A 26,762-nucleotide genomic window follows, 5' to 3' on the forward strand; every position below is an offset into this window, starting at 1 on the left:
ACACAATGATTTCCTCGTATAAATAGTATGGGTAATAAGCATTTTTTTCATGAAATCCAAAAACTTCCAAAGTAATTCGACAAATGAAAAACCGTATGAATCAGAGATCCATACGGCCTTTCATTTGCTGCAATATTTTTTTTTCAAGTCGCGATACTTGTACCTGAGAAATCCCGAGCCGAAGGGCGACTTCAGATTGTGTTTGGTCTTTATAATATCGTAAATAAACAATAAGTCTTTCCCGTTCATCCAGTTCACGGATAGCTTCCTTTAAGGCAATTTTATCAAACCATTTCCCATCATTACCGTCATCAATTTGGTCAAGTAATGTAATCGGGTCCCCGTCATTTTCATAAACGGTTTCATGAATGGAAGAAGGCGTCCTGCTTGCTTCTTGAGCAAGGATTACATCCTCCGGTGTCAACTCAAGATGGGCTGATATCTCGTTAACGGTCGGAATTCTTCCAAGCGTTTTCGATAAATCGTCCTTCGCTTTTCTGATTTTGTTTCCCATTTCTTTCAGTGAGCGGCTAACCTTAACGGTTCCATCGTCACGGATAAATCGCTGGATTTCACCGATAATCATTGGAACTGCATATGTCGAAAACTTTACATCATATGAAAGGTCAAATTTATCAACTGATTTTAATAATCCGATACAACCAATCTGGAATAGGTCATCAGGGTCATAGCCCCGATTAAGAAACCGTTGGACAACAGACCAGACCAGACGCATATTCTTTTCAACGATTAAATCCCTTGATACTTGGTCTCCGTCTTGGCTCTTTTTGATGAGCTCTTTTACTTCATGGTCCTTTAAATATGTTTGACCTTTATTGTTCTTAACCTCCACATCCATTGGCAAGTCTCCTTAATTGCAAAGCATTTTGCGGTTTTGTAAATGCTTTCGTAATCTAACCTCGGTTCCTCGACCTGGCTGTGAATGAACCTCTACCTCATCCATGAAATTCTCCATGATAGTAAAACCCATACCGGAACGTTCTAAGTCCGGCTTTGTTGTAAATAATGGCTGACGAGCTTCTTCCACATCTACAATTCCCATTCCAACATCTTTTATTGTCAGATCAATTAAACTATCTTCAATGATTACTTGAATATAGACAATTCCATTTGGATCATTTTCATAACCATGTATAATTGCATTGGTCACGGCTTCTGACACGACTGTTTTGATTTCTGTCAACTCATCCATATTAGGATCTAGTTGTGCTATAAAAGCTGCAACAGTTACACGGGCAAAGGACTCATTTTGACTTAATGCACTGAATTGAAGATTCATTTCATTCTTCACTCAGGCCACCCCCAATCTTTGCAATGCAAATTCCTCTGTCGGTTCCATTTTTATGATTTTGAATAAACCAGACATATCGAATAATCTTTGTATTGCAGGGGAAATTGCACAAACCACCATTTCACCGTGCACCTGTTTAATTTGTTTGTATCTGCCTAATATAACGCCTAAGCCTGAACTGTCCATAAATGCAAGATGTTCCAGATTTAAGACAATATGACGAATATCATTTTTTTCAATAACTGCTATAGCTTTTTCGCGAAGTTCATCCGCGGTGTGGTGATCTAATTCACCGCTTAAACGAATACATAGAACGTCATGTTTTGTTTCCATATTAATATTAAGACTCACTATCCACGTCCTCCTTAATCTGGTATAGTGAGTCAATTCTCTTTACGGGTGTAAATATCCTTCTCCAAATACAAAACAAGTTGTTTTTCGCTAAAAGAAGTGACATATCTAGTTATTTCGACACCGAAAACCGGAAGTGTCTTTATTTACCCGCCTTTGTAAACATACCGAAGGAACGTTTATATAAGGTCCACCATCCAGCTTCCTTTACATTTTTATTTGCTAATAAAGGACTTTCTAGAAACACTTCTCCGTCCTTAATCAACTTTATGGTCCCTACTTTATCACCTTTATGAATTGGGGCATTAAGATTTTTATTGATAATCACCTTACGTTTTACATCCGCTGTTTTTTCGCCCTTTTTAGTCAGCAAGGAAATTGGCTCACTTGTTACAGCCTCCACAGACTTTTCCTGTCCTTTGCTTATTCTCACTTGGGCAATGGTCTGGTTACGTTTAAACATTGGATGTGTTTGATATTGGTTGAAGGCATAGTTAAGCATTTTAGTTACTTGGGCATTTCTTTCCTTGGATGTGGGTGCACCAAACACCACTGCAATTACGCGCATGCCGTTCTTTTGAGCTGTTGCTGTTAAGCAGTACTTCGCTTCTGCAGTAAAGCCGGTTTTGAGTCCGTCCACACCAGGATAAAAGCGCACCAATTTATTGGTATTAACAAGCCAGAATTTTTTGTCTGTATTTTCACGAAGATATGCTTCATACATACCGGTGAATTTCGTAATGTCTTCATATTTTAATAGTTCCTTCGCCATAATAGCCATATCACTTGCAGTGCTGAAATGACCACTGACCGGGAGTCCCGTCGTATTTTTAAAGTAAGTATGTTTTAAGCCAAGTTCTTTGGCCTTATCATTCATCATGTCAACAAATGCTTCTTCTGACCCTGCAATTCTCTCAGCCATAGCAACAGAAGCATCATTTCCAGAACCAATTGCAATTCCTCTTAACATTTCCTTGGTGGTCATTTCTTCGCCAGCTTCAAGAAAAATTTGTGAACCACCCATCGAGGCAGCATACTCACTTGCTCTGACTTTTTCATTCCAAGTAAGTTTTCCTTGATCGATTGACTCCATAATTAAAAGCATCGTCATAATTTTGGTCATACTTGCAGGTGGAAGCTCTTCATTACTGTTTTTCTCATAAAGCACTTTTCCGGTATCACGTTCAATTAAAATAGCGGATTTTACATTGTTGACGATATCAGCATTCTTCTTTTCTTCAGCATTCTTTTTTTCTTCAGCTGCAAAAGCAGATGTACTCATTAAACTTGTAAGTAAAAAAAATGTCACTATCGCAGAGACAAATCGTTTCATTCGCATAACCCTCCATTCTTTATAGCATCCATTTTTTCCAAAATTAATAACTTTATACAATTATTCCCTGTCAAAAAAATAAAAATAGGGTGTCAGGCACCATGTGAATTTTTCACATGGTACCTGACACCCTTTAACCTGTTTTATTCTGTTATTTCTTCATGGACAAGGATTGGTGCGTTTATTTTTGTTGCTGAAATTTTAATATTATGATAAAGCTTTGTTTTTACTTCTTCTACATTTTCGATGTTGCTGTAAATCGTTACTAATGATTCGCCTTTTTTGACTTGGTCACCGATTTTCTTTCTTAAGACAAGGCCCACTGCTAAATCAATAACAGATTCCTTCGTTGCTCGACCAGCTCCAAGAATCATCGCCGCTGTACCAACTTCATCTGCAACAATTTCGGATACATAGCCATCTTCTTTGGCTTCAAGTTCAAAGGTATACTTTGCTTGAGGCATTTTTGAAGGGTCATCAACAATTGATGCATCCCCACCTTGTGAGCTTAAAAATACTTTTAATTTTTCAAGTGCTGATCCGTCCTTTATGACACCTTCAAGCAGGGTGCGTGCTTCTGCTAATGAGCCAGCCTTTTCTGCTAAGTAAACCATGTGGCTGCCTAGGGTTAAACAAAGCTCTGTTAAGTCTTCAGGACCTTCACCCTTTAAAGTATCAATTGCTTCTTTTACTTCAAGGGCGTTACCAATCGCAAAACCAAGTGGTTGACTCATGTCAGAAATAACAGCCATTGTTCTTCTGCCAACATTGTTCCCGATTCGCACCATTGCTTTTGCCAATTCCCGAGAATCATCAAGTGTCTTCATAAATGCACCCGCGCCGGTTTTGACATCAAGAACTATGGCATCTGCACCCGCTGCTATCTTTTTACTCATGATAGAACTTGCGATTAGTGGAATACTATCAACAGTTGCTGTAACATCACGTAAAGAATAAAGTTTCTTATCGGCAGGAGTTAAATTTCCACTTTGACCAATGACAGCAATCTTATTTTTATTAACAAGGTCGATAAATTCTTCATTTTCAATTTCAACATGGAAGCCTTTTACTGCTTCTAATTTATCAATTGTTCCTCCGGTATGGCCTAAGCCGCGCCCCGACATTTTTGCCACAGGTACCCCAAGTGCAGCAACCAGAGGTCCAAGAACTAGGGTAGTTGTGTCGCCTACACCGCCAGTAGAATGTTTATCAACTTTAATTCCCTCAATTTGTGATAAATCAATTTGATCTCCTGATTCAACCATGGCCATGGTCAAATCGGCTCTTTCCTGTTCCGTCATCCCTTTGAAAAAGATAGCCATCGTTAAGGCGCTAATTTGGTAATCTGGAATCGAACCATCGGTATATCCTTTAATAATAAAATTTATTTCTTCTGTTGATAGTTCCTGTCCATCTCTTTTCTTCTCTATTAAGTCAACCATTCTCATTATAATCACCACTTTACGAAATTTTCCTATAACAGAATTTATATCACACCGCTAACCGGGCGCTTCCGCTTTGTTATTAAGCGATCGTTTTTACAATTTCTTTTATATATTGAAGAAAGTCAGCTTTCACTCTTTCTGTTGTTTCAATAACTTCATCATGGGTAAGTGGTTGATCAAGAATTCCTGCTGCCATGTTCGAAATACAAGAAATTCCAAGAACCTTCATACCACTGTGACGGGCAACGATTACTTCTGGTACAGTCGACATTCCGACTGCATCTCCGCCCAAAGTGCGCACCATTCGTATTTCAGCAGGCGTTTCATAAACAGGACCAGGGTTTCCGAAATAGACGCCCTCTTTCACCTTGATATTTAAGCGGTCGGCAATTTCCCTTGCTACAGCACGTAATTCTTTCGTATATGCCTCAGACATATCAGGGAAGCGGACACCAAACTTGGAATCATTCGGTCCAATTAATGGATTTGTTCCCATATTATTAATGTGATCGGATATTATCATTAAATCCCCTGCAGAGAAGGTTTCATTCACTCCGCCCGCTGCATTGGTTACGATTAACATTTCAACTCCAAGTTCTTTCATGACGCGAACGGGAAAGGTTACTTTTTCCATAAGATATCCTTCATAGAAATGGAATCTTCCTTGCATGGCAACAACCTCTACTCCACTTAATAAACCAAACACTAATTGTCCAGCGTGACCTTCAACTGTAGAAATTGGGAAGTCAGGTATCTGATTATATGGAATTTTTACAGGGTTCTCTATTTCATCCGCTAGGACACCGAGGCCAGATCCTAAAATAAGACCAATTCTGGGCGTCCTCTCATATTTTTGTTTTAAAAATCCTGCAGCATTTTGAATTTTTTCAGCATTCATTTCTATACCCCTTTTGAATTTAATTCGTTTAAAAAACTTTTTCCGAAGTTAGGTAGTTTCACATTGAAGTTTTCAGCAACAGTTGCGCCGAGGTCCGCAAAGGTCTCTCTGATTGGGAGCTCTTTCCCTTCGTTCATACGCTTTGAATAAACAAGTAAAGGTACGTATTCACGAGTATGGTCAGTTCCTGGTGCAACAGGGTCATTTCCATGGTCTGCAGTAATCATTAATAGGTCGTCTTCTTTCATTTTTGCAAACACTTCTGGCAGGCGTGCATCATACTCTTCCAGTGCTTTTCCATAGCCTTCTGGGTCACGACGGTGTCCGTATAATGCATCAAAGTCAACTAAATTTAAGAAACTAATACCTGTAAAATCCATATCCAATGTTTCTACTAGCTTATCCATTCCATCCATATTAGAAACTGTTCTAAGTGATTGAGTTACGCCTTCTCCATCATATATATCGGAAATTTTTCCGATCGCAATAACATCAAGACCAGCATCTTTTAATTCACTCATTACTGTACGGTCAAAAGGTTTTAATGCATAGTCATGACGGTTAGAAGTACGTTTAAAATTTCCAGGTTCCCCCAAGAAAGGTCTAGCAATGACACGGCCAACCATATACTTCTCATCAAGAGTCAATTCACGAGCGATTTTGCAGATCTTATATTGCTCTTCAATTGGGATAATTTCTTCATGTGCAGCAATCTGAAGGACAGAATCTGCAGAAGTATAGACGATCAATGCTCCTGTTTTCATATGCTCTTCGCCCAACTCCACGAGGATTTCAGTTCCGCTAGCGGGCTTATTGCCAATAATTTTTCTGCCTGTGCGTTTTTCTAACTCTAAAAGAAGCTCATCCGGAAAACCCTCTGGGAATACACGAAAAGGGGTTTGAATATTAAGGCCCATAATTTCCCAGTGACCTGTCATGGTATCTTTTCCGTTAGAGGCCTCCATCATTTTTGTATAATATGCTAATGGTTTTTCTGCTTTTTCAATTCCTTTAATTTCACGGATATTGCTTAAACCCAACTTGCCCATATTTGGCATGTTAAGACCATTCATTCTTTCCGCTATATGACCAAAAGTATCTGCACCCTTGTCACCAAACTTTTCCGCATCTGGGGCTTCGCCAATACCAACCGAGTCCATTACGATAATAAAAATACGTTTATATGTATTTGCAGCCATTCAATTCTTCCTCCTTTTTCCGTAGAAAACGTTTGCAAATATTAACATTACACAAGAATAGGTTTCCCTCTTTAGTTTAGTATTATAAAACTAATCTAAATCTATTCGTCAGAAGTCTGACATCTATATTGTACTAAATGTTTTAAAAATTACAAGGAAAAAGCCACCGAATTTCAGGCAGCTTTTTGACAATTATATGATTTTTATAGAACTCTCATTCTATTAAGCTCGAGGATGAAATTTACTATAGACGTCTTTTAACTTTGTTTTTGAAACATGTGTATATATTTGTGTGGTTGAGATATCTGCATGACCTAACATTTCTTGGACTGCTCGTAAATCAGCACCATTTTCTAACAAATGAGTTGCAAAAGAATGGCGAAGGGTATGTGGTGTTAGTTCTTTATCTATTCCGGCTTCTCTAGCAAGCTTTTTCAATATTTTCCAAAACCCTTGGCGTGTTAGCTGCTTCCCTTGATGGTTTAAAAACAAAGCATGATTTTGTTGCTTTGCGGATGTAAACCGAGGTCTCCCATATTCCAGGTAATGTTTTATGGCATCAGCTGCAGCACGTCCAATGGGAATAATTCGTTCTTTATTCCCGTTACAACGAACAAACCCCATCGTTAACTGAATATTATCAATCTCAAGACCTATTAGTTCACTAACACGGATACCTGTAGCATATAGCAGTTCAAGCATAGCCTTGTCCCTTATTCCAAAATGATCTTGTGTATTAGGTGCGTCCAGCAGGATTTCTACTTCTTGTAAACTCAATACATTGGGCAGTGATCTTTCAAGTCTGGGTGTTTCTATTTGAACAGATGGGTCTTGATCTGTTGCCTTGGCCCTTAATAAAAATTGATGAAATGCACGGACAGAGGCGATGTGCCGTGCCAATGTTTTCGAGGATTTCCCCTGTTCTTTTAGAAATCTTAAAAAGTGGACAATATGTACACGTTGTACATCATTTAAAGAATGGACGGATTCGACATTTATCAAATAATGAAGATAGTTTTTTAAATCTCGCTCATACGCCATAATTGTGTTTTTGGCTGAACCTTTTTCAACGGTTAAATAATCCATAAAATCCTTTAATTGCTCGTCCATCGCATTTACTCCCCATTTAAATAAAACAACATCAGCCGATCTAACAAGGAAGAATCCTCCTCATACACTGCGTTCGAAACTTTTAGCGCAGCTCCTTCCGGTTCATCATAGCGATGATAATTTTGATATTCTTCATTCACCAACATAATACCATAATAGAAAAGAATCGTGCATCCTGTGAATATGATAAAGACCTTTAAGGTTTTTAATGCTGCTTTTAAAAATAAGATCATCCCGCTTCCCCCAATTTCCAATCATCTAGTAAAATGTATGCCAAAATAGATAAATTTTATACCTAGTCATTGGTAATATAGGGGAAGTTCTTTTTACTAAAAAGAAAAAAGCCCTTTTCAAGGAGCTTTCATTGGTTAATCCGCTTTTTCTTCCTCTTTATCTTTATCTTTATCTTTATCCTGGCATCGGTAACAGATCCCATGAAAAGTGAGGCGATGATCTTTTATTTTAAAATTCCATTTGCGTTCCACAACTGCTTCTACATCTTCAAGTAAATCCTCTTGAATTTCATCAACGGCACCACATTCAATACAAACAAGATGATGATGAAAATGGGCTGCACCTTCCTGGCGAAGGTCATAGCGAGAAACCCCATCCCCAAAATTTATTTTATCAACAATTTTTAATTCCGTTAATAATTCCAACGTCCGATAAACAGTTGCTAAACCAATTTCAGGCGATTTTTCTTTCACGAGGAGGTATACATCTTCCGCACTTAAATGATCCTCTTCATTTTCCAATAAAACTCGAACGGTTGCCTCACGCTGAGGTGTTAGTTTATAGCTTGCTGAATGCAACTGTTTCTTAATTCTTTCAATTCTAGTTTCCATCCTGTAGTCCCTCCCTCGCCACTGTTAATTCTCATTATAACAGATGACAATTGAGAATCAAAATAAAATTATTATAAACTACAATAAACAATTTTCTATATTAAGTATTATATAATAATTACTTTAAAATGGTTGAACTAATGATGGTTTTCATTAACCAAGGCGATAGATAGGCCTCTATCCCAGATGCTGCAGCTATAAATATTACCGCTACAATCAAGGTTAAAATATAACTTTTAAAAAAAGGAAGGATTGGCTGGGCATATTTTTTCATAAACTGCTTTTTGATCATTCGAAGTGAGAAAATCACTGATAATGCTGCCATCATTATGAATACGGGAATAATAATCAGATTCTGAGGCAAAATCGAAACAAAGGCGAGCATAAAGCCCTGCCAGCCCATTTGACTGACTAGAAAACCCACGGTAAACCCAACTACCATTCCTTTAATAAATAATAGAATAAGTATCACTGGAAGACCGATGATTGAAATTCCTAGTATCCACATGAGCCCAATAAACTTACTATTATGGAAAAGGCTTTGCAGGAATAAATCATTGTCTTCTGCTTCTTTTCCGCTCGAGACTTGGCCAAAAAATTGTGATAAATAGTAGAATAAATCTTCCTTCTGAGTAATGCTCATACTGTTTACAACAATTGCCCCAAAGATTACTCCCATTAAAAATAAGACAACAATAAACAAAAAAATTGAGGAATGCTCACGGAAATAACTAGCGGCATCGGACTGGTACAATCGTTTTTTCATTTGCGTATCCTCCTACTATTCTCAGTTCAGTTAATACATTGTATGCCAGTCTAGTATATCTATTCCCACATTTTAATAGATTACATAATAAAACCCGATAGCTTTATGCTACCGGGGTTCATCTTTTTTTAGTCTGAAATTTTTCCGTATTTTCCACCGCCGCCGGCTGCTAGATTTACTTTACCCGCTCTTGCTTTTAGGATAAGGTCGGCGATCCTTTCCGGGACAACCTCTTTCAATCCTTCATAGGGTACATCATGCAAAATCGCCATTTCACTCCCAAAATGATCAACCAGCTTTTCAAGTAAGCGAGGTCCTAAGCCGGGGATAAATTCCAGCGGGACTTGATGGATATAGGGCGGACGGTCTTCTGGACCTTGTTCAGCCGTTTTCAGTTCAAGGATTCTGTCAGCTACACCTTTAATAATTTTCTTATTTCCACATTGCGTACATATTTGATCCTCATCAGCAGCAGGATGATGGCATTCTGCACAAACTGTTTTATGGTATTTACCGAGCAATGGATCAAGACCATAATTTGCGATAATTTTACGTCCATCTTCCTTCTTTAATGCTTTCTGCAACTCTAAAAATGTTGGTTCCTTCATGGCAATGACTTGGTATTCACGGGCTATTTTTGCAAGCGAATGGGCATCAGAATTCGTAACAAATGTATAGTCATGTAATTCCTTTATTTGATCCGCCATAGTCGTATCAGAACTTAATCCAAGCTCAATTGCGTCAATCAATTCCGGGTCCAATACCTCATTAAGTGACTGATTGACTCCTTTTCCATACAAACTTTTAAAAGGCGTGAAAACATGAGCAGGAATGAAGATTCCACCTAACTCTTTTACCTTCTTTTGTAAAACAAGACCCGTGGCATAGATCCGTTGTGAGCTCAGTTGAATATTTTTCAAGTGACCTGACAGCCACGAGGAGAACTCTCTCATGATGGCAAGACTTGGAAAATAACAAAGCAGGTGGATTGGGCCGTTAGATTGTTCGTCATAAATCTCCAATTCAGAACCGGGAATAACCGTTAAATCACCAAACACTAACCCACCGTCCGGATGTTCCACTACATCTCCACTTTGGATAAGACTTTCCATTTCAAGGATGACTTCAGGCGAATGGCTATCGATGATCGCAACCATATTAAGTCCCTTTTCGTGTCGTGCATGCTCAATGATATTCGTAAACGTTAGAGACTTGGCACCGGTGATTTTTACCGGCTTCCCTGTCCAAGTACGTCCAATGTGTATATGTAAATCTACATAGTAGCGATTCATTTATTTTTCAACGCCTCTTGCAATTGTAAGTATTGAACAGCAAAAATCGTTTTAGCATCATATATTTTTTGTTCTTTTACATATTGAGCTGCTTCTTCCAGAGTTAATTCCTCTAGATTAACAAACTCGTCCTCATCAAGTGCTGCTGCATTTTCTTTTTTGCTTAGTCCTGTCGCAACATAGACATGAACGATTTCATCGGCAAATCCTGGCGAGGTGTAAAAAGAAGTAAGCCATTCAAGGCTCTCGCACTCATAGCCTGTCTCTTCCTCCAGTTCACGGCGAGCACAAAGCTCAGGCTCTTCCCCTTTTTCCAGCTTTCCGGCGGGAATTTCAACAATGGTTCGTTCCAGTGCTTTCCGATATTGTTCAACCATTACTACTTTCTTGTTGTCGGTAATGGCTAAAATAGCGACAGCCCCGGGATGTTTAATGATCTCCCGTTTCGATTGTTTCCCGTTCGGAAGCTCTACATCCTGTAAATGAAGACTGATTACTTTTCCTGAGAAAATTTCTTTACTATGAAGTGTTTTTTCTTCGAGATTGCTCATATGGGTCACTCCTGTTCTATTCCTTTAATCTGCTCATACATTTTACCATACTTTATTTGGAGGGGGATGGAATGAAGGTGTACGTTCATGATAAAGGAATCATTCTTGTTGGAAAGGGATGGGAAATACTTCAGAAACTAAAAGAATACAACAAAGATTATTTCACCGTTTCCGAATGGATTGAAAAGGTGAATCAAAAATAAAGTCTTTCGATTGTAGTCTGTCCTTTTCTTTTATAAAATTGTAGAAAAAGGACGGGGTGAGTTTTTGAAAAAGAGAAGACTAGGAAATTCGGATTTGTATGTATCGGAACTAGGACTTGGTTGTATGTCGATTGGAACCGAGGAGAAAACCGCTAGAAAGATTATTGAAGCCTCACTTGAGGAAGGGATCAATTATTTTGATACGGCTGATTTATATGATTTTGGTGAAAATGAAAAAATAGTTGGGACAGCATTGAAGGAAGTCCGTGAAAATGTCATTATTGCAACAAAGGTTGGGAATCGCTGGAGTCAAGATCAGAAGGGATGGTCATGGGATCCCTCGAAGTCCTATATAAAGGAAGAAGTCAAACAAAGTCTTAACCGACTGGGTACCGACTATATCGATCTTTATCAGCTGCACGGCGGGACAATCAATGATCCAATTGAGGAAACAATAGAAGCGTTCGAAGAATTAAAAGCAGAAGGCTATATTCGCTACTATGGCATTTCCTCTATTCGCCCAAATGTAATACGGGAATATGTTAACAAGTCTAGTATCGTATCTGTGATGATGCAATACAGTATCTTAGACCGCCGCCCTGAAGAAGAAGCACTGCCACTTCTTCAGGAACATGGGCTTAGCGTTGTGACCCGCGGACCGCTCGCAAAAGGTCTTTTAAGTGATAAAATGCTTGAGAAGGTAACTGAGAAGGGGTATCAAGACTACAGCTTAACCGAGTTGAATGACGTCTTGCCGTTGTTAAAGGAAAAGGTAGCAGCCACACGCTCTTTTACAGAGATAGCCCTTCAGTATAATCTCGCCCATCCTGTTGTAGCCTCTGTTGTTGCCGGGGCCAGTAGTCCCGAACAAATTAGGAGTAATGCGAAAGCAGTCAGAAGTCAGCCGCTTTCTGAGGAAGAAGTTTCAGTAATTAGAGAGTTAACGAAGGCTGGCATTTATAAAGAACATCGTTAAAAGGAGAGCGTACGTACGCCCTCCTTTTTATATTGTTTTTATTTAAACTCCTTCCAGTTCATGCCGCTCTCATTTAATAGTTCTGCAAATGATTTGTTTTTTTCTTTTAATCGTCTTTCTTCTCTCTTTCTTAGCTCTTCGTCTTCTTTTCTTTTTTCTTCTGCTGCTTTAAGCTGTTCTTGTTGTTCTTTTAGTTGCTTGAATAAATTTGGGTTGATCATATCACCAAGCGTTACCGCTGAATCATCTTTTTTGGGTTTCGATTGATTTTTTTGTTTAGATTGCTTTTTCATTCAAAACGCCTCCATCATCAAAATTTCATTTATATTATACCATGTCACCAAGCATCGCCCATATAAAAAAGCAGGCTATGCTTAATCATAGTCAGCCTGCTCTTACTTGTTATTTTTAATAAGCTTCAAGTACCACGTTTTCGTCCACATACAATGTGGCTTCAGTAGAATTGACAACATCCTCAATCGTATACCCTTTAGCAACTTCTACGAGCCTTAGCCCTGAATCCGTTACATCCATGACTGCACGCTCGGTAATAATTCGATTAACTACCCCTTTACCTGTTAAAGGAAGCGTGCACTGTTTCAATATTTTGGATTCACCCTTTTTATTCACATGCTCCATAATGACAATTATTTTTTGGGCACCGTGGACAAGATCCATCGCACCACCCATTCCTTTTATCATCTTTCCAGGGATCATCCAGTTAGCTAAGTCACCGGTTTCAGATACTTCCATTCCACCGAGTATCGCTAAGTTGACATGCCCGCCGCGAATCATCGCAAACGATTCGGCGCTATCAAAATAGGCTGCACCACTAATTGCCGTAACGGTCTCTTTACCGGCATTGATTAAATCGGGGTCCACCTCATCCGCACCTGGATAGGGTCCGATGCCAAGAAGACCATTTTCAGACTGCAAGACAACCTGTTTATTTGCTGACATAAAATTAGCAACAAGGGTTGGCATACCTATGCCTAGATTTACATAAAATCCGTTTTCTATTTCCTTCTCAGCCCTTATCGCAATTCTCTCTCGAACGGAGACAATTTCATTCACCATTACGCTCTCTCCCTTCTCCCAACACTATTTTCTCACTGTCAATCTCTCAATTCGTTTTTCCTGTGTTCCTTCGATAATTGTTTGTACGTAGATACTAGGGGTATGAATAAAATTAGCATCTAATTCGCCAATTTCACAAAGTGTTTCCACTTCAGCAATCGTTACTTTTCCAGCAGCTGCAATCATCGGATTGAAGTTTCGCGCTGTTTTGTGGTAAACGAGATTTCCCATTTTGTCGCCCTTCCATGCCCTAACAAGACTAAAGTCGGCAGTTAGTGCCTCCTCCAAAAGGTATTCTCTCCCGTTAAAAATCTTTGTTTCTTTCCCCTCTGCAATCGGTGTTCCTACCCCAGCAGGTGTATAAAATGCTGGGATCCCAGCCCCGCCTGCCCTGATTTTTTCAGCCAATGTGCCTTGTGGCGTTAATTCTACTTCGAGTTCTCCAGTTAAAACCTGTCTTTCAAACTCTTTATTTTCACCAACATAGGATCCAATCATTTTTTTGATTTGTTTATTATTTAATAGAAGTCCTAAACCCCACTCATCAATCCCGCAGTTATTTGAAATAACTGTTAAATCCTTTACGCCTTTTTCTGCCAATGCAAGTATCAGGTTTTCCGGTATGCCGCACAAACCAAACCCACCAACCATTAATGTAGCCCCATCATGAATTCCGGCAACTGCATCCTGGAAGGATGTACATATTTTTTTCATCCTGATTTCTCCCCCTAATCCCCATTTTCCCTTTACTATTTCTAGTAAAACCACAGAAATCCTCTTATTTTGTCAAAATCTCTATATTCTTGCCTTTTTGAAATTAACACCACTACAATGAAAGTATGATTATCAAAGAGGGAAAATGATTGCCAAACTGTCTAATTTAAATTTTTCATGAATAATCAATCTTCCATTAATGCATCTTATTAATTGAGACTAGCTTGAAGGGAGACTGATTATTTTGAGCCAAAAACGTGATAAAGGGTCCAGCCAAAAGGGAAAAAACTATGCAGACACAGCAGGTGGAGGCAAGCGGGTGATTGCCGCTGAAGAAATCGAAAAAGCCATCCATCCTACCAAAAGACAGAACGCAGAGCAGTAAATCATTCTGTAAACTCGGAAACCGCTCATTGGTGTACAGCGGTTTTCTTTGTGTTAAAATTAAAACGGGTAATTTATGGGCGCTTGGTACTTATTTTACATATGTTATATTAATTCCTACAGGAGGTGCCAATGGTGAGGAAGGCATTTCGAACTTTGTTTGTTTTGTTGTTTTTCTGGTTATCTCTTGGTTTGTATTTTACAAACCGTCTCATGTATATGAAAAAGAAGGATGAGGAATTAATTTTAAGGCGTGAAAAAGAAGCTGGCCGGTATAATCCCGATGAATTTGATTCTCTTCCAAAACGGGAGGTTGATATTTCTTCGCCTTTTGGATACACAATTAAAGCCCAGCTCGTGGAACCGCACCACACCAATCGTTATATCATTATTTCTCATGGTGTGACCGAAACGAAAATTAATTCCATTAAATATGCAAATATGTTCTTAGAGCGTGGGTTTAATACGTTAATTTATGACCATCGTCGTCACGGGGAATCTGGCGGCAAAACAACTAGTTTTGGTCATTATGAAAAATTTGATTTGAAGACAGTCGTCGATTGGCTCAAAAAAGAAAAAGGACCTCAACTTGAACTTGGAATTCACGGCGAATCGATGGGAGCCGCTACCATGCTGTTATATGCTGGACTCCTTGAGGATGGGGCAGATTTTTATATTGCCGATTGCCCATTTTCTGATTTTAAGGAGCAGTTGGCTTATTTGATTAAAAAGGATTTCAAGCTCATCCCTGGTCTTTTGCTACCGCTTGGGGATGCCCTTTTACGCCTTCGGGACAAATATTCGATCCGAAATGTTTCCCCGATTTCGGTTATTGAAAATATCAAACATCCGATTTTGTTCATTCACAGCCAAAAGGATGATTTTATCCTTCCTACCATGACAAAGGATTTATTTGAGCATAAAAAGGGTCCTAAAATGCTCTTTTTAGCGGCTAACGGCCGCCATGCCCAGTCCTTTAATGAAAACCGGGCTGATTACGAACGGGTGATTGATGAATTTTTACAAAAATATGTTGATCATCCATTGCCAAGCTAAAAACAGACTATCCATCATGGACAGTCTGTTTTTTCTTTAATTATAAGGCTCATACGGCCATTTAGGATTTGCTGCGGACTCTTTAGTTGAAAGCAATTGCACGCTTTAGAAAAGTCAATTTTCATTTGCTCATCGAAAAAGACCATTTTTGATTTTTCTGCATAAACCGTCCGGTCATTTGTTTCAATAGCAATATCATCTGAATCTAATTCTGGGATAAACCACAAAGCTACTACCCCATTTACGGCGCAGCCACAGCCGTCTGTATCGTATTTTAGCTTTAAGTAGCCTTCTCGACTTTTAATTCGCTCATTTATTTTGTTAGCTGCCTCTGCAGTAATAGTTATCTCCAAGTTTTTTGCCCCTCTCATTTAGCATATGGTGATTGTACCACATGTTACGTGAGGTTGATTCATCTTTGCTCATAGATTTAGATCTCCGTCATCCGGATGTCAGCCATGGCATCCATCGGAATCCGGTGCACCTCATCAAAGCGATCTATCACATGAAGCCTTTGCGTCAGTTCATCCCAGTAATGGATTTTGCCAATCACGATTTCATAGTTCCGATTCCGGTAATGGGTGATCGTCACGTACTGATCATATTCAATCGCTTCGGACAAGATCCCGTTCATGAGCTCCAGTTGCTGTTCATCCATTTCTCGTTTCTGTTCGTACCGATCTTCTTTCACCCAATCCCTGAGCAATTTCACATGCTCAGGAAGCATCATCGACGTCCATTTGATCCTTCCACGGTCGCGAATCATCCGCCTCTCCTTCTTTCTCAGTATTCAGTCTTAATTATTTGACTACTGTCTAGCTTTAACGCCGCTAAACGGGCGCTTCCGCATTTATCTTTTATGTCCACCAACAAGTGTAGCCCGATGCTTAGCCGTTCCAGCAACTGTATAGGAAACCGCGCGCAACAAGGAACCTGAACCAAAGCGTCTGCGAACCGTATCAACCACATAGCCGAGCTCTCGCCTCTTATAGGCACCCATGTCGAAAAGATCAAGCTGCAGCTCTCGGTCATCAACAATATTGCTGATCGCAATCGAGATCTGCCGTACCGTCTTTCCAGTGTAATGCTCATGAAATAATTCCAGACACACACGGTACAGTTCCATCGTCACATTCGTTGGCTGGCCGATGCTTCTAGAGCGATGAAAACCGCCGCCAAATTCATCCTGGCTGTAGCCGACTCCGAGACTTATCGTTCTCCCTGCTTTTCGATGCGTCCTTGCCCGCCTTGCTACTTCCTCACACATTTCTAAAATGACCGTCTTAATTTCCGCTTCCTCTTTATAGTCCCTTAACAAAATTTGACTTTTTCCAAAGCTGATTTGTCCTTGGATAAGCGGTGCACCCAAATCAGAAAGGTCAACTCCCCAGGCATGATGATAAAGCTGGTTTCCCATGATACCAAATTTCTTTTCCAGCTTTTCTAAATCATAACGGGCTAGCTGACCGACAGTGAAAATCCCCATCCCATTTAATGTTTTTTCGACACGTCTGCCGATCCCCCACATTTCCCTAAGCGGTGACACATTCCAAAGCTTTGTCTGAACATCTTCATATGTCCACTCAGCCACTCCGCTTTTCTTGGCATCAAGATCAAGACATAGCTTTGCCAGTAACATGTTAGGGCCAATTCCAACGGCACACGGCAGTTGAAACTCCCGCTCAATATCATCCTTTATTTTTTTGGCAATCGTGTAAGCATCCCCCCACAAATGAATGGCACCATCCACTTTAATAAAGCTTTCATCGACGCTATAGACATGAATCGCTTCTTTTGGAACATAGCGGTTAAAGACACGAGAAATTTCCGTGGCAATCCGCAAATACGTTGCCATTTTTGGCTCAACAATTTCAATCCTGGGGTCTTGTGGAATCTCAAACATCCGGGAACCCGTTTTGATGCCAAATTCTTTTTTCATACGCGGCGAAGCAGCAAGGACAATACTTCCCTGCCGCTCTTTTTGACCGACAACCGCTAAATAACACTCCATAGGGTCAAGGCCCCGCATGACAGCCGAACAACTGGCATAAAAGCTCTTCATGTCCACACATAAAATTTTATTTTGCGGCAGTGCACTGTAATCCACCATGGCTTTCCCTCACAATCAGAATATCGAACATTCGTTCTTTTTTATTATATTCATTATCATAAGCGAATATGCGTTCGTATTCAATGGAAATTTTTTGACACCGTTCCTTTATGGAAGTCGAGGAAAACATGGTATAATGGATAGTGAGGTGCATGTTTATGGATAAAAAATTGGTGGCTAAGATGATCAAAAATTGTTTTAAACAGTATTATGAGACGGGGACAATGCCTATTGGAGACAACGATTTGGAGAAGCTAAGCAATCAAATCCTTCAAACGAAAGCAGAGGAACCAACTGCAGATTTATACGAGATTGTGAATGATACGGTATATGAGTATTTAGCAGAGTGATACAAAAAACCGCACGAGTGAAAAATTCACAGTGCGGTCGTGATGGACCAAACTTTCTTGATTAATTGTTGGAGAAACCGATATGCTCAATACTATTCTGGAAAAATAATATCCACAATCGATCCGAATCCTTCTTTACTTCTAATAAGGATATCGCCATGATTTTCTCTGATAATTTTAAAGCAAACAGTGAGGCCTAAACCTGTCCCGCGCTCTTTTGTCGTATAAAAGGGTTCTCCTAATTTCTGTAACATCGACTTCGGAATGCCGCCACCGTTATCAATCACTCGTATTCTTATTCGGTTTCCTGGGATTTTTTCGGATTTAATTCTAATCCTTCCGTCCTTTGACACAGCTTCTAACGAATTTTTAAGAATATTAATTAATACTTGTTTTACCTGTTTTTCTTCGATAACTGAAGTTTGTAATAAACCATTCGTTTGAATATCGATAGATGCTTGGATAAGCAACGCTGTCGTATCCAGTAACATTTTCACGTCCTGTATCACTTTTTCGATATTTACTTTGTTATTTTTTTGAATAGAAGCCTGAGGCTTAGCAATAAATAGCAATTCCCCAACCACATCATTGATCCGGTCAATTTCATCAGTCATAATCGACAAATAATATTTTTCTTTGGAATCGAACACGCTTTGATCGAGTAATTTAATGAAACCTTTAATCGACGTAAGTGGATTTCTTATTTCGTGGGCAATTCCCGCAGCCATTTCACCAAGTACTCGTAAATTTTCGGACTTTACCAGCATTTCTTCCTCTTTTTTTCTTTTCGTGATATCAGTGCCAAGACAAAGAGTATGGTTATGATTACCTTTGAAATAAATCGGCAAAAATTGCCATTCAACCGTTCGCAGGTCCCCATTGCAGTTGATGACTGTTTCCTTCGATGAATTCTGATCCTCTTTTAGGAGAAATTCCTTTTTGAAATGATTTTCGTTTACACCAAACATCTCGTCCGGGCTTCTATTGTAAAGCTTGGCGATGGCTTCATTCACGATCACGAGATGATCGTTGCTGTCTTTCACATAAATATAATTCGGATTAATATTTAAAATAATTTCCAAAAAGCTTCTTTCTTCTTTTAATTCCTGATTGATTTTTTCAATCGTTGCATTTTGCAAAGTAAAATACGATGTAAATAAAACGATTGCAGCAAAGAACGAATTTAAGATTGAGAAGAATAGAGGAAACACCAAAAACCCGCTCAAAATCCCGTTCACAAAAATAAATAATGAGGCAAAAACAAGCGAGCGGAAGAACTTCTTTATTTTTCCATCCGAAATTTTTTGACAAATAAATAGCAGGAAAAAGGTATGAACAAAAACAAGAATAATATTGACATAAAATGTTATATTCAACGCGCCATAAATTGGAATATAATGGGCAGGAAAGGTAGGATACTCATGAATCTGGTGTAACCCAACAACTCCAGCCGTAGTAAGGTTCACAAAATAAACAATTGAACTAACCAACAGAACGAAATAAAATATCCATTTATTATAAAACAGTTTATGACGCTTCTTGAGCTTTGAAGTAGCCAGGCCCGTTTTGTAAATGTAAAATACAATATAGTATAACAAAGGCATGATCATAATTGGCCCGAAGCGAAAAATCCTGAAGAGAATTTCCATCGTCGGTATGGATAAAAAATCTTCCGCATATAAAAATGCGATATCTAGCTGCCAAATGGATAATAAAAATAAAAAAATAGAAATCAATCTTGCAATCGCCATTTTGTTTCCCCAGAAAATGATGAGGCCGCAGAAAAACGGGATTAATGATATTGAAAACAGGAGGATAAATTCCAATGGATAAACAGCCCTTCTAGATTTTTGAAAATAATAAACACGAATTGTTGCCGCCGTATCCATGGGAGGTGATGGCAACCTTATTCACATCATTATATTTTAATTCAGTTACAATCGGCAAGTCCAGATAATGTTCCGGGTTGGATTTAATGGCCGCTGGAATAAAATTATGTTCTAAACTGATTAAACTTGCAATTGCCTGAATTGCTCCGGTAGCCCCGAGAAAATGTCCGGTCATCCCTTTTATTGAAGTAATGGGAACCGAATTGCCAAACAGCATTTGATGCACGAAAGCCTCTATCCCGTCATTTTCTTTTATTCCGAGTGCCTGGCTATTGACATAGGTAGGAACCTGTCCATTTAAACAATGCTGCATCGCTTCAAGCATTTTGGCTCCAGACGAGTCGGAATGGTAGATAGAGAGGCCGTTCTGGTTCATAAAGGCTCCCTCAACCCACCCTTTAATGTTCACATTACGGCTTTGTGCAGATTGTTCACTTTCGAGCACAAGAACGCCTGCCCCTTCCGATAAGACAAACCCTTTGTCATCAGAAAAAGGTCCGCCAGCTACTGCTGGGTCTAAATCCTTTGCAGTGAGCCGGAGTTTAGAAAAGCCCTGTACCACTACATCTGTTAACGTACTTTCCACTCCGCCCACAATACAAATGTCAAATTGGCCAGCTTCAATTAACGTTTTACCCAGGTTAATCGCATCCGTACTGGCCGTGCAGCTATTACTCAAAGTAAGAGACATACCATTCAGCTCGAAAAAGGAACTCACAGAGGTGGACAGACTGTTTGTGTTCATATTTCCGATCCCAAAAGGAGAAATTTGATTGGTTTGACTTAGTCTTAGACTAAACTTTTCCACTTCAGCAATATTTCCTCCGGAGGTACCAATAATGACTCCAACTTTTTTATCCTTGATCGTATTTGTTAAGTCCGCCATTTTGATTGCATCAAAAGCAGCTGCAATCGCCATTTGTGCAGTTCTTGGATACCTTTTTAATACTTTAGGTGCAAGAACAGTCAAGTCTTCCTCAATTACCCCACACTAATTGCAGGCCATTCTTAAATTCGACTATTTCTGAAATGACTTTTCCACTTTCTAATACATGTTTAAAATCCGAAACGGATTGAATTTTTGGTGCCTTAATACCGTAGCCTGTAATGAATACCTTCAATCTTAGCTTGCCCCTTTTAAAATCTATTATTCTATCAGAAGTATAAACCTATTAATGGATTATGGAAATGGATTTTCTTAGAAAAGAGGGAGCCATCTGTCTAAAGTAGTTCTTCCTCAATTAACTTAAATTTTCATGTAGCCTTTTTAGGTAGAATGTTCCCAACACACTTCCTTTAGCTTACTTCGTAAGGTAGGGCTTGTATAGTTACTTCCTTGGTCAAATCGACTAAATGAATGCTCCCACCGCTAGTATCATGTATAAAATTTGACAGCAAAACAAAAAGCCCCTGAAACAGAGGCTTAACAAATTATGTCTATTTCTGATTAAAAGCACGTCTGCCAATCCGCTCAAACAGCCGTGGGAAGAGGACGTATACAACGCTTCCCATGTTCATCCAGCGCGGTAAATTAATCTCCCTCGTTTTCGTCAGCATACTATCAACGACTTTTTGGGCGACATATTCAGGATGAAGGATAAATCTTTGCACATTTTTAACATAGGTGCCTTTTTCGTCAGCAATATTGAAAAAGTTGGTAGCGATTGGCCCAGGGTTCACCGAAGTCACTTGTACATTATAATCGGAAAGCTCCATTCGCAGTGAGTTTGTGTATCCAAGTACGGCATGCTTTGAAGCAGAATAGACACTCGATTTGGGCGTGGCAATCTTACCAGCCTGTGAAGCAATATTAATAATATGACCAAAACGCCGTTCACGCATTTTCGGCAGCACCATGCTTGTGCAGACCATAAGCCCGACGACATTGACATCAAACATTCCCTTGATTTCATCGATTGTTGCCAAATGGGCTTCCCGGAAAATTCCAAAGCCGGCATTATTGACAAGGATATCAATCTCTCCGATTCTATCGAAAATCCGTTGAAAAACCTCCTGAACCTGAGCTGTATCCGAGACATCCAGCTTGAAAACATCCACTTTTACTTGATACTTTTGCTGTAGTTCTGTTTGCAGCTGCTCGAGTTTACCAATGCTTCTTGCAAGCAGAACAAGATTGGCACCGCTTGCCGCACATAGCTTGGCGATTTCCGCTCCGATTCCTCCGGAGGCACCCGTAATCACGATATTTTTACCTTTTAAATGTTCCCTAACCATTTCTACACCTCATCTGAGTTGACCCAATGCTTATTACTTAGCTTGATAAAACACGGGCTTAGTATTCTTACTAATAATCTCCCCGATAGATGATAAATAGTCAAGTTGTGCGACGGTTTCCGAAATGGTCAGCATCAGTTCGCGCTGATAAACAGACGGGAACAGGCGTTTACAGATTTCAAAAACGGTGAGCTGCTCTTCTTTTAACCAGCTATGAACCGTCATTGCCCGCTCGTGTTGGCGTGTCAATCGTTTTTCAATCAACTCAGCTAACTGGTAGACTTCCTCGCCGTGACCAGTGTAGACACATTGAATCGGATACAATAGCAGCTTCTTCATGGAGTCATTATGTTGCAACTGCGGTTTCGGTCTTTCTGTTTCACCAGGGGCTGGCGGCTCGAGCAATGGATTTGGTGAAATATGCGCTAAGATTAAATCTCCGCCAATCAAAATTCCATCCTTTTCCCGGAAAAGTGCAATTTGACTTTGGGCATGACCCGGTGTTTCAATGACCTGCCACTCACTTAGCCCAGGAGGTCTCATTCCCTCAACAAGATGTCCAGTTAGTGACCGGTTACATGAATATTTCAATGTTTTTCTTAACTTAGAAAGTAACGAAAAATATTCCTCGGGCAGCCCGAATTCTAGAAAATGCACACGGAAGAATTCCTCTTGTTCTTGAAAAAAGGCTTCTGATTGGTGAATCCATCGTTCATTCAAATAATGACCATATACTTCTAACGAATCCGGAAAAAAATCAAGCATCCCAACATGATCGGGGTGATGATGTGTTAGAATTACCTGCTCAATATCAGCAGGACTTAAGCCTAAATCCCCCATTTGCTCCTTAAGTGACATCCAGGACTGTTCCGTTTTTACACCCGCGTCTACAAGCGTTAATCGCTCGCCTTTAATCAAATAGACATTGACATCTCCGACCGCAAAAGGAGTCGGCACCGTAATTTTGGCTATTCCGTCTTTCCATTTTGTCATTACTAAATCCCCTTAACATTATTGTCGAATAAAGAACCCAACGATATAGATATGAACATTATGTGACATTTATTATATATACTAAAGTGTAGCGACTTTTTAACCAATTGTCATTATTTCTGCATAATTTTTTAGAAAAAATAAAAAATTCAATAAACTTATCTATTGACAGATGGGTTGTTTATCTTGCATAATCTAGTAAAATTTGATTCGTTAGAGCGATGAATAAGGCCAGTAAATGAGAAATGGCGAAAGAGAGTGAAGTTCGACGGCTGAAAGACTTCACCGCCCTCTTAATCATTGAACCTACCTTAGGAGCACTTAGGAAAACCTAACGCATATCCGGCGTTATCGGAGTCGAGTGAACCCTTCTTGCAATTTAAGCAAGGGAAAATGAAGGTGGTACCACGGAAGCTAGACCTTTCGTCCTTTACGGATGAGGGGTCTTTTTGTTTTCTTAATAATCGAAATGGAGGAATATTAATGAAAAAAATAGCAATTATTGGGGCAGGTTCGATGGCTGAGGCATTCATTTCAGGAATTCTTGAAAATGGGCTAATTAATAAAAAAAATATCTGGATTACAAACAATTCTAATCAAGAAAGATTAACTAATTTAGAAACTCGTTATGGAATTCGAACGACTTATAATTTGAATGAACTGTTTGATCAAGCGGACATTGTAATGTTAGCAATGAAACCAAAGGATGTCGCGACAGCCGTCCAATCCATTCGTGAACACTTAACGGAACAAATGCTCGTCGTCTCAGTATTAGCTGGTGTTTCCATGATGACAATTGAAACATTGGCAAAATTACCACTTGCGATTGTAAGGTCGATGCCAAACACTTCGGCTGCTGTTGGAAAATCTGCCACCGCTGTTGCCGTGAATCAACGTGTTACCGAGCAGCAGTTAGAAACAACCAAGAACTTGTTTGGAACAGTTGGCTTGGCTTCTTTTGTAGAAGAAGAGCAGTTAGATGCCGTTACGGGGCTATCAGGAAGTGGGCCAGCCTATATTTATTATCTTATCGAAGCCATGGAAAAAAGTGCAGTAGAAGTAGGACTAGACAAAGAAATGGCCAGTGAACTGATTGTTCAAACACTACTTGGGGCAGCAGAGATGGTGAAAAAATCAAGCAAATCATCTACTCAACTGCGTATGGAAGTAACAAGCCCTGGCGGAACAACAGAAGCTGGCATTAGAGTTCTTGAAGAACACGGCGTCCAGCAAGCATTTATTTCATGTATTAAAGCAGCAACTGCGCAATCCAAAAAAATGGGGGAAGAATTAAGTTCTAGGCTTCAGACTGCAGACCAAACTTCCTAAATTGGACTTTTGCCTAGTTTACATTACACTAGTGAAAAAAGGCTAGGGAAGTGTCGTGGATGCTAACGATCTTATTTTCTTTAGGTATGCTAGTCTGGACTATTTTTCTTTTAGACGGACTGATTGGTTTACGAAAAATAGATCCGCTGGAAAAAGAAGAAGGCATGGAGCTTGGACCGCTATTATCTGTAGTAGTTGCAGCCCGTAATGAGGAAAAACAAATCGAAGCAAGTATCCTTAGTCAGCTGGAGCAAACCTACAAAAATGTGGAATGGATACTTGTCAATGATCGGTCAACTGACATGACTGGAACCATTATGGAAGAATTAACAAAAATAGACCCGCGCCTAAAAGTCATCCATGTTGATCAATTGCCTGAGGGCTGGCTTGGGAAGAATAACGCCTTGTACACGGGCGCACTTCAAGCTTCAGGGAAATGGCTATTGTTTACCGATGCTGACGTAAAATTTAAAAAGCAAGCCTTCGCAAAAGCGCTCCACTATTTTGAAAGACACAAGCTTGACCATCTAACCGCTGCACCAAACTTAAGTGCTAACCGATTTTGGTTAAAATCATTTGTTGCCTTTTTCCTGTTTGGTTTTTCTTATTTTAAACGTCCTTGGTTGGCAAATAACCCAAAATCAAAAATCGGAACAGGGATTGGTGCGTTTATTCTTGTTTTAAAAAAATCTTATGAATCGTTTGGAACACATGAGAAGATAAAAATGCGGCCGGACGATGACCTGCAACTTGGGATGAAAATGAAAAAAGCAGGCTACCGCCAAAGAATTGTGACTGCACTTCATCTTATCGAAGTGGAATGGTATGGAAGTTTAAAAGAAGCATTAGTTGGACTAGAGAAAAATACATTTGCCGGATTGCACTATCGTATCAGCATGGTGATCTTTGCGATCCTCGGGGTTTTTATCACCAACGTTCTGCCCTTTGTGATGATTTTTTCAGGGAATACAACAGTTGCCCTATTAAGCTTTGGAAATATTGTTCTTTGCGGAATTCTTTATGTGGTTGTCATAAAAAAATTAACCTTATTCTCCCCTATGATGTTTTTGGTCTTTCCGATTACAGCCTTACTGTTTATTTATTCGATTATTCGGGCGAGCCTCTTAACCTTTAAGCGCGGCGGTATTGTTTGGAGAGGAACCACCTATCGGTTAAGTGAGCTGCGAGAAAAAGATTAGAAGCTTGATTTTTTCATTAAAAAGATCCTTTTGCTATACTAGAAAAGGATAATTCAGATTGAATTCAGGAGGCTTCTGAAATGGCAGTAAAACTATTTTCACCCTATACAATAAAGGGTGTTACACTTAAAAATCGAATAGTGATGTCACCGATGTGCATGTATTCCAGTCATGAAGATGGCCATGTTCAAAACTGGCATCGAACCCACTACACAAGCAGGGCGGTCGGTCAGGTTGGTCTAATTATTGTTGAAGCAACATCAGTAACACCTCAAGGCAGGATATCCCCTAGAGATTTAGGAATCTGGTGCGATGAGCATATAGAGGGCTTTTCTGAGCTTGTTGGTCTTATGAAGGAGCATGGTGCCAAGACTGGGATTCAACTCGCTCATGCCGGCAGAAAAGCCGTATTAGAAGGTGAAATTCTTGCCCCTTCTGCACTTGCTTTTAATGAAAACATGAAAACACCAAAGGAAATGTCCAAAACGGATATTGAAGAAACAGTAGAAGCATTTAAAAAAGGCGCGGAGCGTGCAGCAAAAGCAGGTTTCGATGTGATTGAAATCCATGGTGCTCATGGGTATCTTATCAATGAATTCCTTTCACCACTTTCCAATAAAAGAACCGATGAATACGGCGGTTCGGCTGAAAACCGCTACCGAATCCTCCGAGAAGTGCTTGATGCAGTGAAAACCGATTGGGAAGGCCCGTTATTTGTGAGAGTATCTGCTCATGATTACCACGCAGAAGGATTAACCGCTGAAGATTACATAACGTTCGCCCAATGGATGAAAGAACAAGGTGTTGATTTAATTGATGTTAGCTCAGGTGCCGTTGTACCTGCCCATATTCACGTTTATCCTGGATATCAAGTGAAATTCTCAGAGACCATAAAGACTGGCGCCAATATCTCCACAGGTGCGGTGGGATTAATCACTTCCGGGATCCAGGCCGAGGAAATTTTACAAAATGACAGAGCTGATTTAGTCTTCCTAGCTCGTGAATTACTTCGCGACCCATATTGGGCCCGGACAGCAGCAAAAGAATTAGTGGTTCCAATTGAGGGACCCAAACAATACGAGCGCGGCTGGTTATAAATCAAAAAGAGGGTGTCTTCTAAATGGTGATGTGACCCCCAAAAGTTA

The 26,762-nt window shown here is 39.7% G+C and carries 32 protein-coding genes; 8 read left to right on the plus strand and 24 right to left on the minus strand.

Features of this window, described 5'->3' with window-relative positions; all coding sequences use genetic code 11:
* Positions 1-100 precede the first annotated feature (100 nt).
* The 13 genes from sigF to J7E67_RS11535 form a co-directional block, all read right to left on the minus strand.
* The gene (gene sigF, locus J7E67_RS11475) at positions 101-859 is read right to left on the minus strand and encodes an RNA polymerase sporulation sigma factor SigF (RefSeq protein WP_088088857.1); all 759 of its coding nucleotides are present in this window, start codon (positions 857-859) and stop codon (positions 101-103) included.
* A 12-nt stretch (positions 860-871) separates the two neighbouring features.
* Complete coding sequence (gene spoIIAB, locus J7E67_RS11480; RefSeq protein ID WP_088088858.1) at positions 872-1,312, minus strand: anti-sigma F factor; 441 nt, start codon at positions 1,310-1,312, stop codon at positions 872-874.
* Positions 1,313-1,663, minus strand: a complete 351-nt coding sequence (spoIIAA, locus tag J7E67_RS11485) for an anti-sigma F factor antagonist (RefSeq protein WP_168244969.1) — start codon at positions 1,661-1,663, stop codon at positions 1,313-1,315.
* A gap of 142 nt (positions 1,664-1,805) precedes the next feature.
* Positions 1,806-2,996: a D-alanyl-D-alanine carboxypeptidase family protein gene (locus J7E67_RS11490; RefSeq protein ID WP_214718914.1), complete on the minus strand. Its 1,191-nt coding sequence runs from the start codon at positions 2,994-2,996 to the stop codon at positions 1,806-1,808.
* A 143-nt stretch (positions 2,997-3,139) separates the two neighbouring features.
* Positions 3,140-4,444 carry a pyrimidine-nucleoside phosphorylase gene (locus tag J7E67_RS11495; RefSeq protein ID WP_214731982.1) on the minus strand — a complete coding sequence of 435 codons (1,305 nt, stop codon included), beginning with the start codon at positions 4,442-4,444 and terminating at the stop codon, positions 3,140-3,142.
* A 76-nt stretch (positions 4,445-4,520) separates the two neighbouring features.
* On the minus strand, positions 4,521-5,339 hold the full coding sequence (locus J7E67_RS11500) for a purine-nucleoside phosphorylase (RefSeq protein ID WP_214718905.1): 819 nt from the start codon (positions 5,337-5,339) through the stop codon (positions 4,521-4,523).
* A gap of 2 nt (positions 5,340-5,341) precedes the next feature.
* Positions 5,342-6,538, minus strand: a complete 1,197-nt coding sequence (gene deoB, locus J7E67_RS11505; RefSeq protein WP_214718903.1) for a phosphopentomutase — start codon at positions 6,536-6,538, stop codon at positions 5,342-5,344.
* Positions 6,539-6,760: 222 nt separating this feature from the next.
* Positions 6,761-7,648 (minus strand): site-specific tyrosine recombinase XerD, encoded by an 888-nt coding sequence (xerD, locus tag J7E67_RS11510; RefSeq protein ID WP_214718901.1) that lies wholly within the window; start codon positions 7,646-7,648, stop codon positions 6,761-6,763.
* 5 nt (positions 7,649-7,653) lie between these two features.
* Entirely contained in the window at positions 7,654-7,881 is a 228-nt protein-coding gene (locus J7E67_RS11515) for a YqzK family protein (protein WP_088088865.1), read from the minus strand.
* Between the two features lie 135 nt (positions 7,882-8,016).
* The gene (gene fur, locus J7E67_RS11520) at positions 8,017-8,493 is read right to left on the minus strand and encodes a ferric iron uptake transcriptional regulator (RefSeq protein WP_214718899.1); all 477 of its coding nucleotides are present in this window, start codon (positions 8,491-8,493) and stop codon (positions 8,017-8,019) included.
* 118 nt (positions 8,494-8,611) lie between these two features.
* Positions 8,612-9,259, minus strand: coding sequence for a stage II sporulation protein M (gene spoIIM / locus J7E67_RS11525; protein WP_214718897.1), 648 nt, complete (start codon positions 9,257-9,259; stop codon positions 8,612-8,614).
* 128 nt (positions 9,260-9,387) lie between these two features.
* On the minus strand, positions 9,388-10,551 hold the full coding sequence (locus J7E67_RS11530; RefSeq protein WP_214718895.1) for an endonuclease Q family protein: 1,164 nt from the start codon (positions 10,549-10,551) through the stop codon (positions 9,388-9,390).
* Positions 10,548-11,102, minus strand: a complete 555-nt coding sequence (locus J7E67_RS11535) for an NUDIX hydrolase (RefSeq protein ID WP_214718893.1) — start codon at positions 11,100-11,102, stop codon at positions 10,548-10,550. Before J7E67_RS11535 ends, J7E67_RS11530 begins: the two co-directional genes overlap by 4 nt.
* A gap of 71 nt (positions 11,103-11,173) precedes the next feature.
* On the opposite strand from J7E67_RS11535, the gene mciZ reads away from it, so the two are divergent.
* Complete coding sequence (gene mciZ / locus J7E67_RS11540; protein WP_088088870.1) at positions 11,174-11,305, plus strand: Z-ring formation inhibitor MciZ; 132 nt, start codon at positions 11,174-11,176, stop codon at positions 11,303-11,305.
* Between the two features lie 64 nt (positions 11,306-11,369).
* Positions 11,370-12,281 carry an aldo/keto reductase gene (locus J7E67_RS11545; RefSeq protein ID WP_214731984.1) on the plus strand — a complete coding sequence of 304 codons (912 nt, stop codon included), beginning with the start codon at positions 11,370-11,372 and terminating at the stop codon, positions 12,279-12,281.
* Between the two features lie 38 nt (positions 12,282-12,319).
* On the opposite strand, the gene J7E67_RS11550 is transcribed toward J7E67_RS11545, so the two are convergent.
* The 3 genes from J7E67_RS11550 to J7E67_RS11560 form a co-directional block, all read right to left on the minus strand.
* The gene (locus tag J7E67_RS11550; protein ID WP_168244981.1) at positions 12,320-12,574 is read right to left on the minus strand and encodes a YqkE family protein; all 255 of its coding nucleotides are present in this window, start codon (positions 12,572-12,574) and stop codon (positions 12,320-12,322) included.
* 115 nt (positions 12,575-12,689) lie between these two features.
* Positions 12,690-13,358 (minus strand): 3-oxoacid CoA-transferase subunit B, encoded by a 669-nt coding sequence (locus tag J7E67_RS11555; RefSeq protein ID WP_214718890.1) that lies wholly within the window; start codon positions 13,356-13,358, stop codon positions 12,690-12,692.
* A 24-nt stretch (positions 13,359-13,382) separates the two neighbouring features.
* Positions 13,383-14,072 carry a CoA transferase subunit A gene (locus J7E67_RS11560; RefSeq protein ID WP_214718889.1) on the minus strand — a complete coding sequence of 230 codons (690 nt, stop codon included), beginning with the start codon at positions 14,070-14,072 and terminating at the stop codon, positions 13,383-13,385.
* A 244-nt stretch (positions 14,073-14,316) separates the two neighbouring features.
* Between J7E67_RS11560 and J7E67_RS11565 the strand changes: the two genes are divergently transcribed.
* The gene (locus J7E67_RS11565) at positions 14,317-14,457 is read left to right on the plus strand and encodes a hypothetical protein (protein WP_168244984.1); all 141 of its coding nucleotides are present in this window, start codon (positions 14,317-14,319) and stop codon (positions 14,455-14,457) included.
* Between the two features lie 134 nt (positions 14,458-14,591).
* Positions 14,592-15,512, plus strand: a complete 921-nt coding sequence (locus J7E67_RS11570; protein WP_214718993.1) for an alpha/beta hydrolase — start codon at positions 14,592-14,594, stop codon at positions 15,510-15,512.
* A 14-nt stretch (positions 15,513-15,526) separates the two neighbouring features.
* On the opposite strand, the gene J7E67_RS11575 is transcribed toward J7E67_RS11570, so the two are convergent.
* The 3 genes from J7E67_RS11575 to J7E67_RS11585 form a co-directional block, all read right to left on the minus strand.
* On the minus strand, positions 15,527-15,865 hold the full coding sequence (locus J7E67_RS11575) for an iron-sulfur cluster biosynthesis family protein (RefSeq protein WP_214718888.1): 339 nt from the start codon (positions 15,863-15,865) through the stop codon (positions 15,527-15,529).
* Between the two features lie 77 nt (positions 15,866-15,942).
* Positions 15,943-16,278 (minus strand): YolD-like family protein, encoded by a 336-nt coding sequence (locus tag J7E67_RS11580; RefSeq protein ID WP_214718887.1) that lies wholly within the window; start codon positions 16,276-16,278, stop codon positions 15,943-15,945.
* Positions 16,279-16,362: 84 nt separating this feature from the next.
* Entirely contained in the window at positions 16,363-17,622 is a 1,260-nt protein-coding gene (locus J7E67_RS11585; RefSeq protein WP_214718886.1) for a Y-family DNA polymerase, read from the minus strand.
* A 158-nt stretch (positions 17,623-17,780) separates the two neighbouring features.
* Between J7E67_RS11585 and J7E67_RS11590 the strand changes: the two genes are divergently transcribed.
* The gene (locus J7E67_RS11590; RefSeq protein WP_088088878.1) at positions 17,781-17,972 is read left to right on the plus strand and encodes a YqzH family protein; all 192 of its coding nucleotides are present in this window, start codon (positions 17,781-17,783) and stop codon (positions 17,970-17,972) included.
* Between the two features lie 92 nt (positions 17,973-18,064).
* On the opposite strand, the gene J7E67_RS11595 is transcribed toward J7E67_RS11590, so the two are convergent.
* From J7E67_RS11595 to J7E67_RS11615, 5 genes are all read right to left on the minus strand, one after another.
* Positions 18,065-19,723, minus strand: a complete 1,659-nt coding sequence (locus tag J7E67_RS11595; RefSeq protein WP_214718884.1) for an ATP-binding protein — start codon at positions 19,721-19,723, stop codon at positions 18,065-18,067.
* Positions 19,724-19,814: 91 nt separating this feature from the next.
* Positions 19,815-20,831, minus strand: coding sequence for a beta-ketoacyl synthase N-terminal-like domain-containing protein (locus J7E67_RS11600; RefSeq protein WP_214718879.1), 1,017 nt, complete (start codon positions 20,829-20,831; stop codon positions 19,815-19,817).
* Positions 20,832-20,838: 7 nt separating this feature from the next.
* On the minus strand, positions 20,839-20,982 hold the full coding sequence (locus J7E67_RS11605; protein ID WP_214718877.1) for a hypothetical protein: 144 nt from the start codon (positions 20,980-20,982) through the stop codon (positions 20,839-20,841).
* A gap of 316 nt (positions 20,983-21,298) precedes the next feature.
* Complete coding sequence (locus J7E67_RS11610; protein ID WP_214718875.1) at positions 21,299-22,096, minus strand: SDR family NAD(P)-dependent oxidoreductase; 798 nt, start codon at positions 22,094-22,096, stop codon at positions 21,299-21,301.
* A gap of 33 nt (positions 22,097-22,129) precedes the next feature.
* Complete coding sequence (locus J7E67_RS11615) at positions 22,130-23,089, minus strand: MBL fold metallo-hydrolase (protein ID WP_214718873.1); 960 nt, start codon at positions 23,087-23,089, stop codon at positions 22,130-22,132.
* A 483-nt stretch (positions 23,090-23,572) separates the two neighbouring features.
* Here J7E67_RS11615 and proC point away from each other — a divergent pair, with 483 nt between their 5' ends.
* The 3 genes from proC to namA all read left to right on the plus strand — a co-directional run bounded on the left by proC (position 23,573) and on the right by namA (position 26,714).
* Positions 23,573-24,418, plus strand: a complete 846-nt coding sequence (gene proC, locus J7E67_RS11620) for a pyrroline-5-carboxylate reductase (protein WP_214718871.1) — start codon at positions 23,573-23,575, stop codon at positions 24,416-24,418.
* A gap of 59 nt (positions 24,419-24,477) precedes the next feature.
* On the plus strand, positions 24,478-25,617 hold the full coding sequence (locus J7E67_RS11625) for a glycosyltransferase family 2 protein (protein ID WP_214718869.1): 1,140 nt from the start codon (positions 24,478-24,480) through the stop codon (positions 25,615-25,617).
* A gap of 80 nt (positions 25,618-25,697) precedes the next feature.
* Positions 25,698-26,714 carry an NADPH dehydrogenase NamA gene (gene namA / locus J7E67_RS11630; protein WP_214718867.1) on the plus strand — a complete coding sequence of 339 codons (1,017 nt, stop codon included), beginning with the start codon at positions 25,698-25,700 and terminating at the stop codon, positions 26,712-26,714.
* Positions 26,715-26,762 lie beyond the last annotated feature (48 nt).

It is taken from the genome of Bacillus sp. ISL-46, from assembly GCF_018613205.1.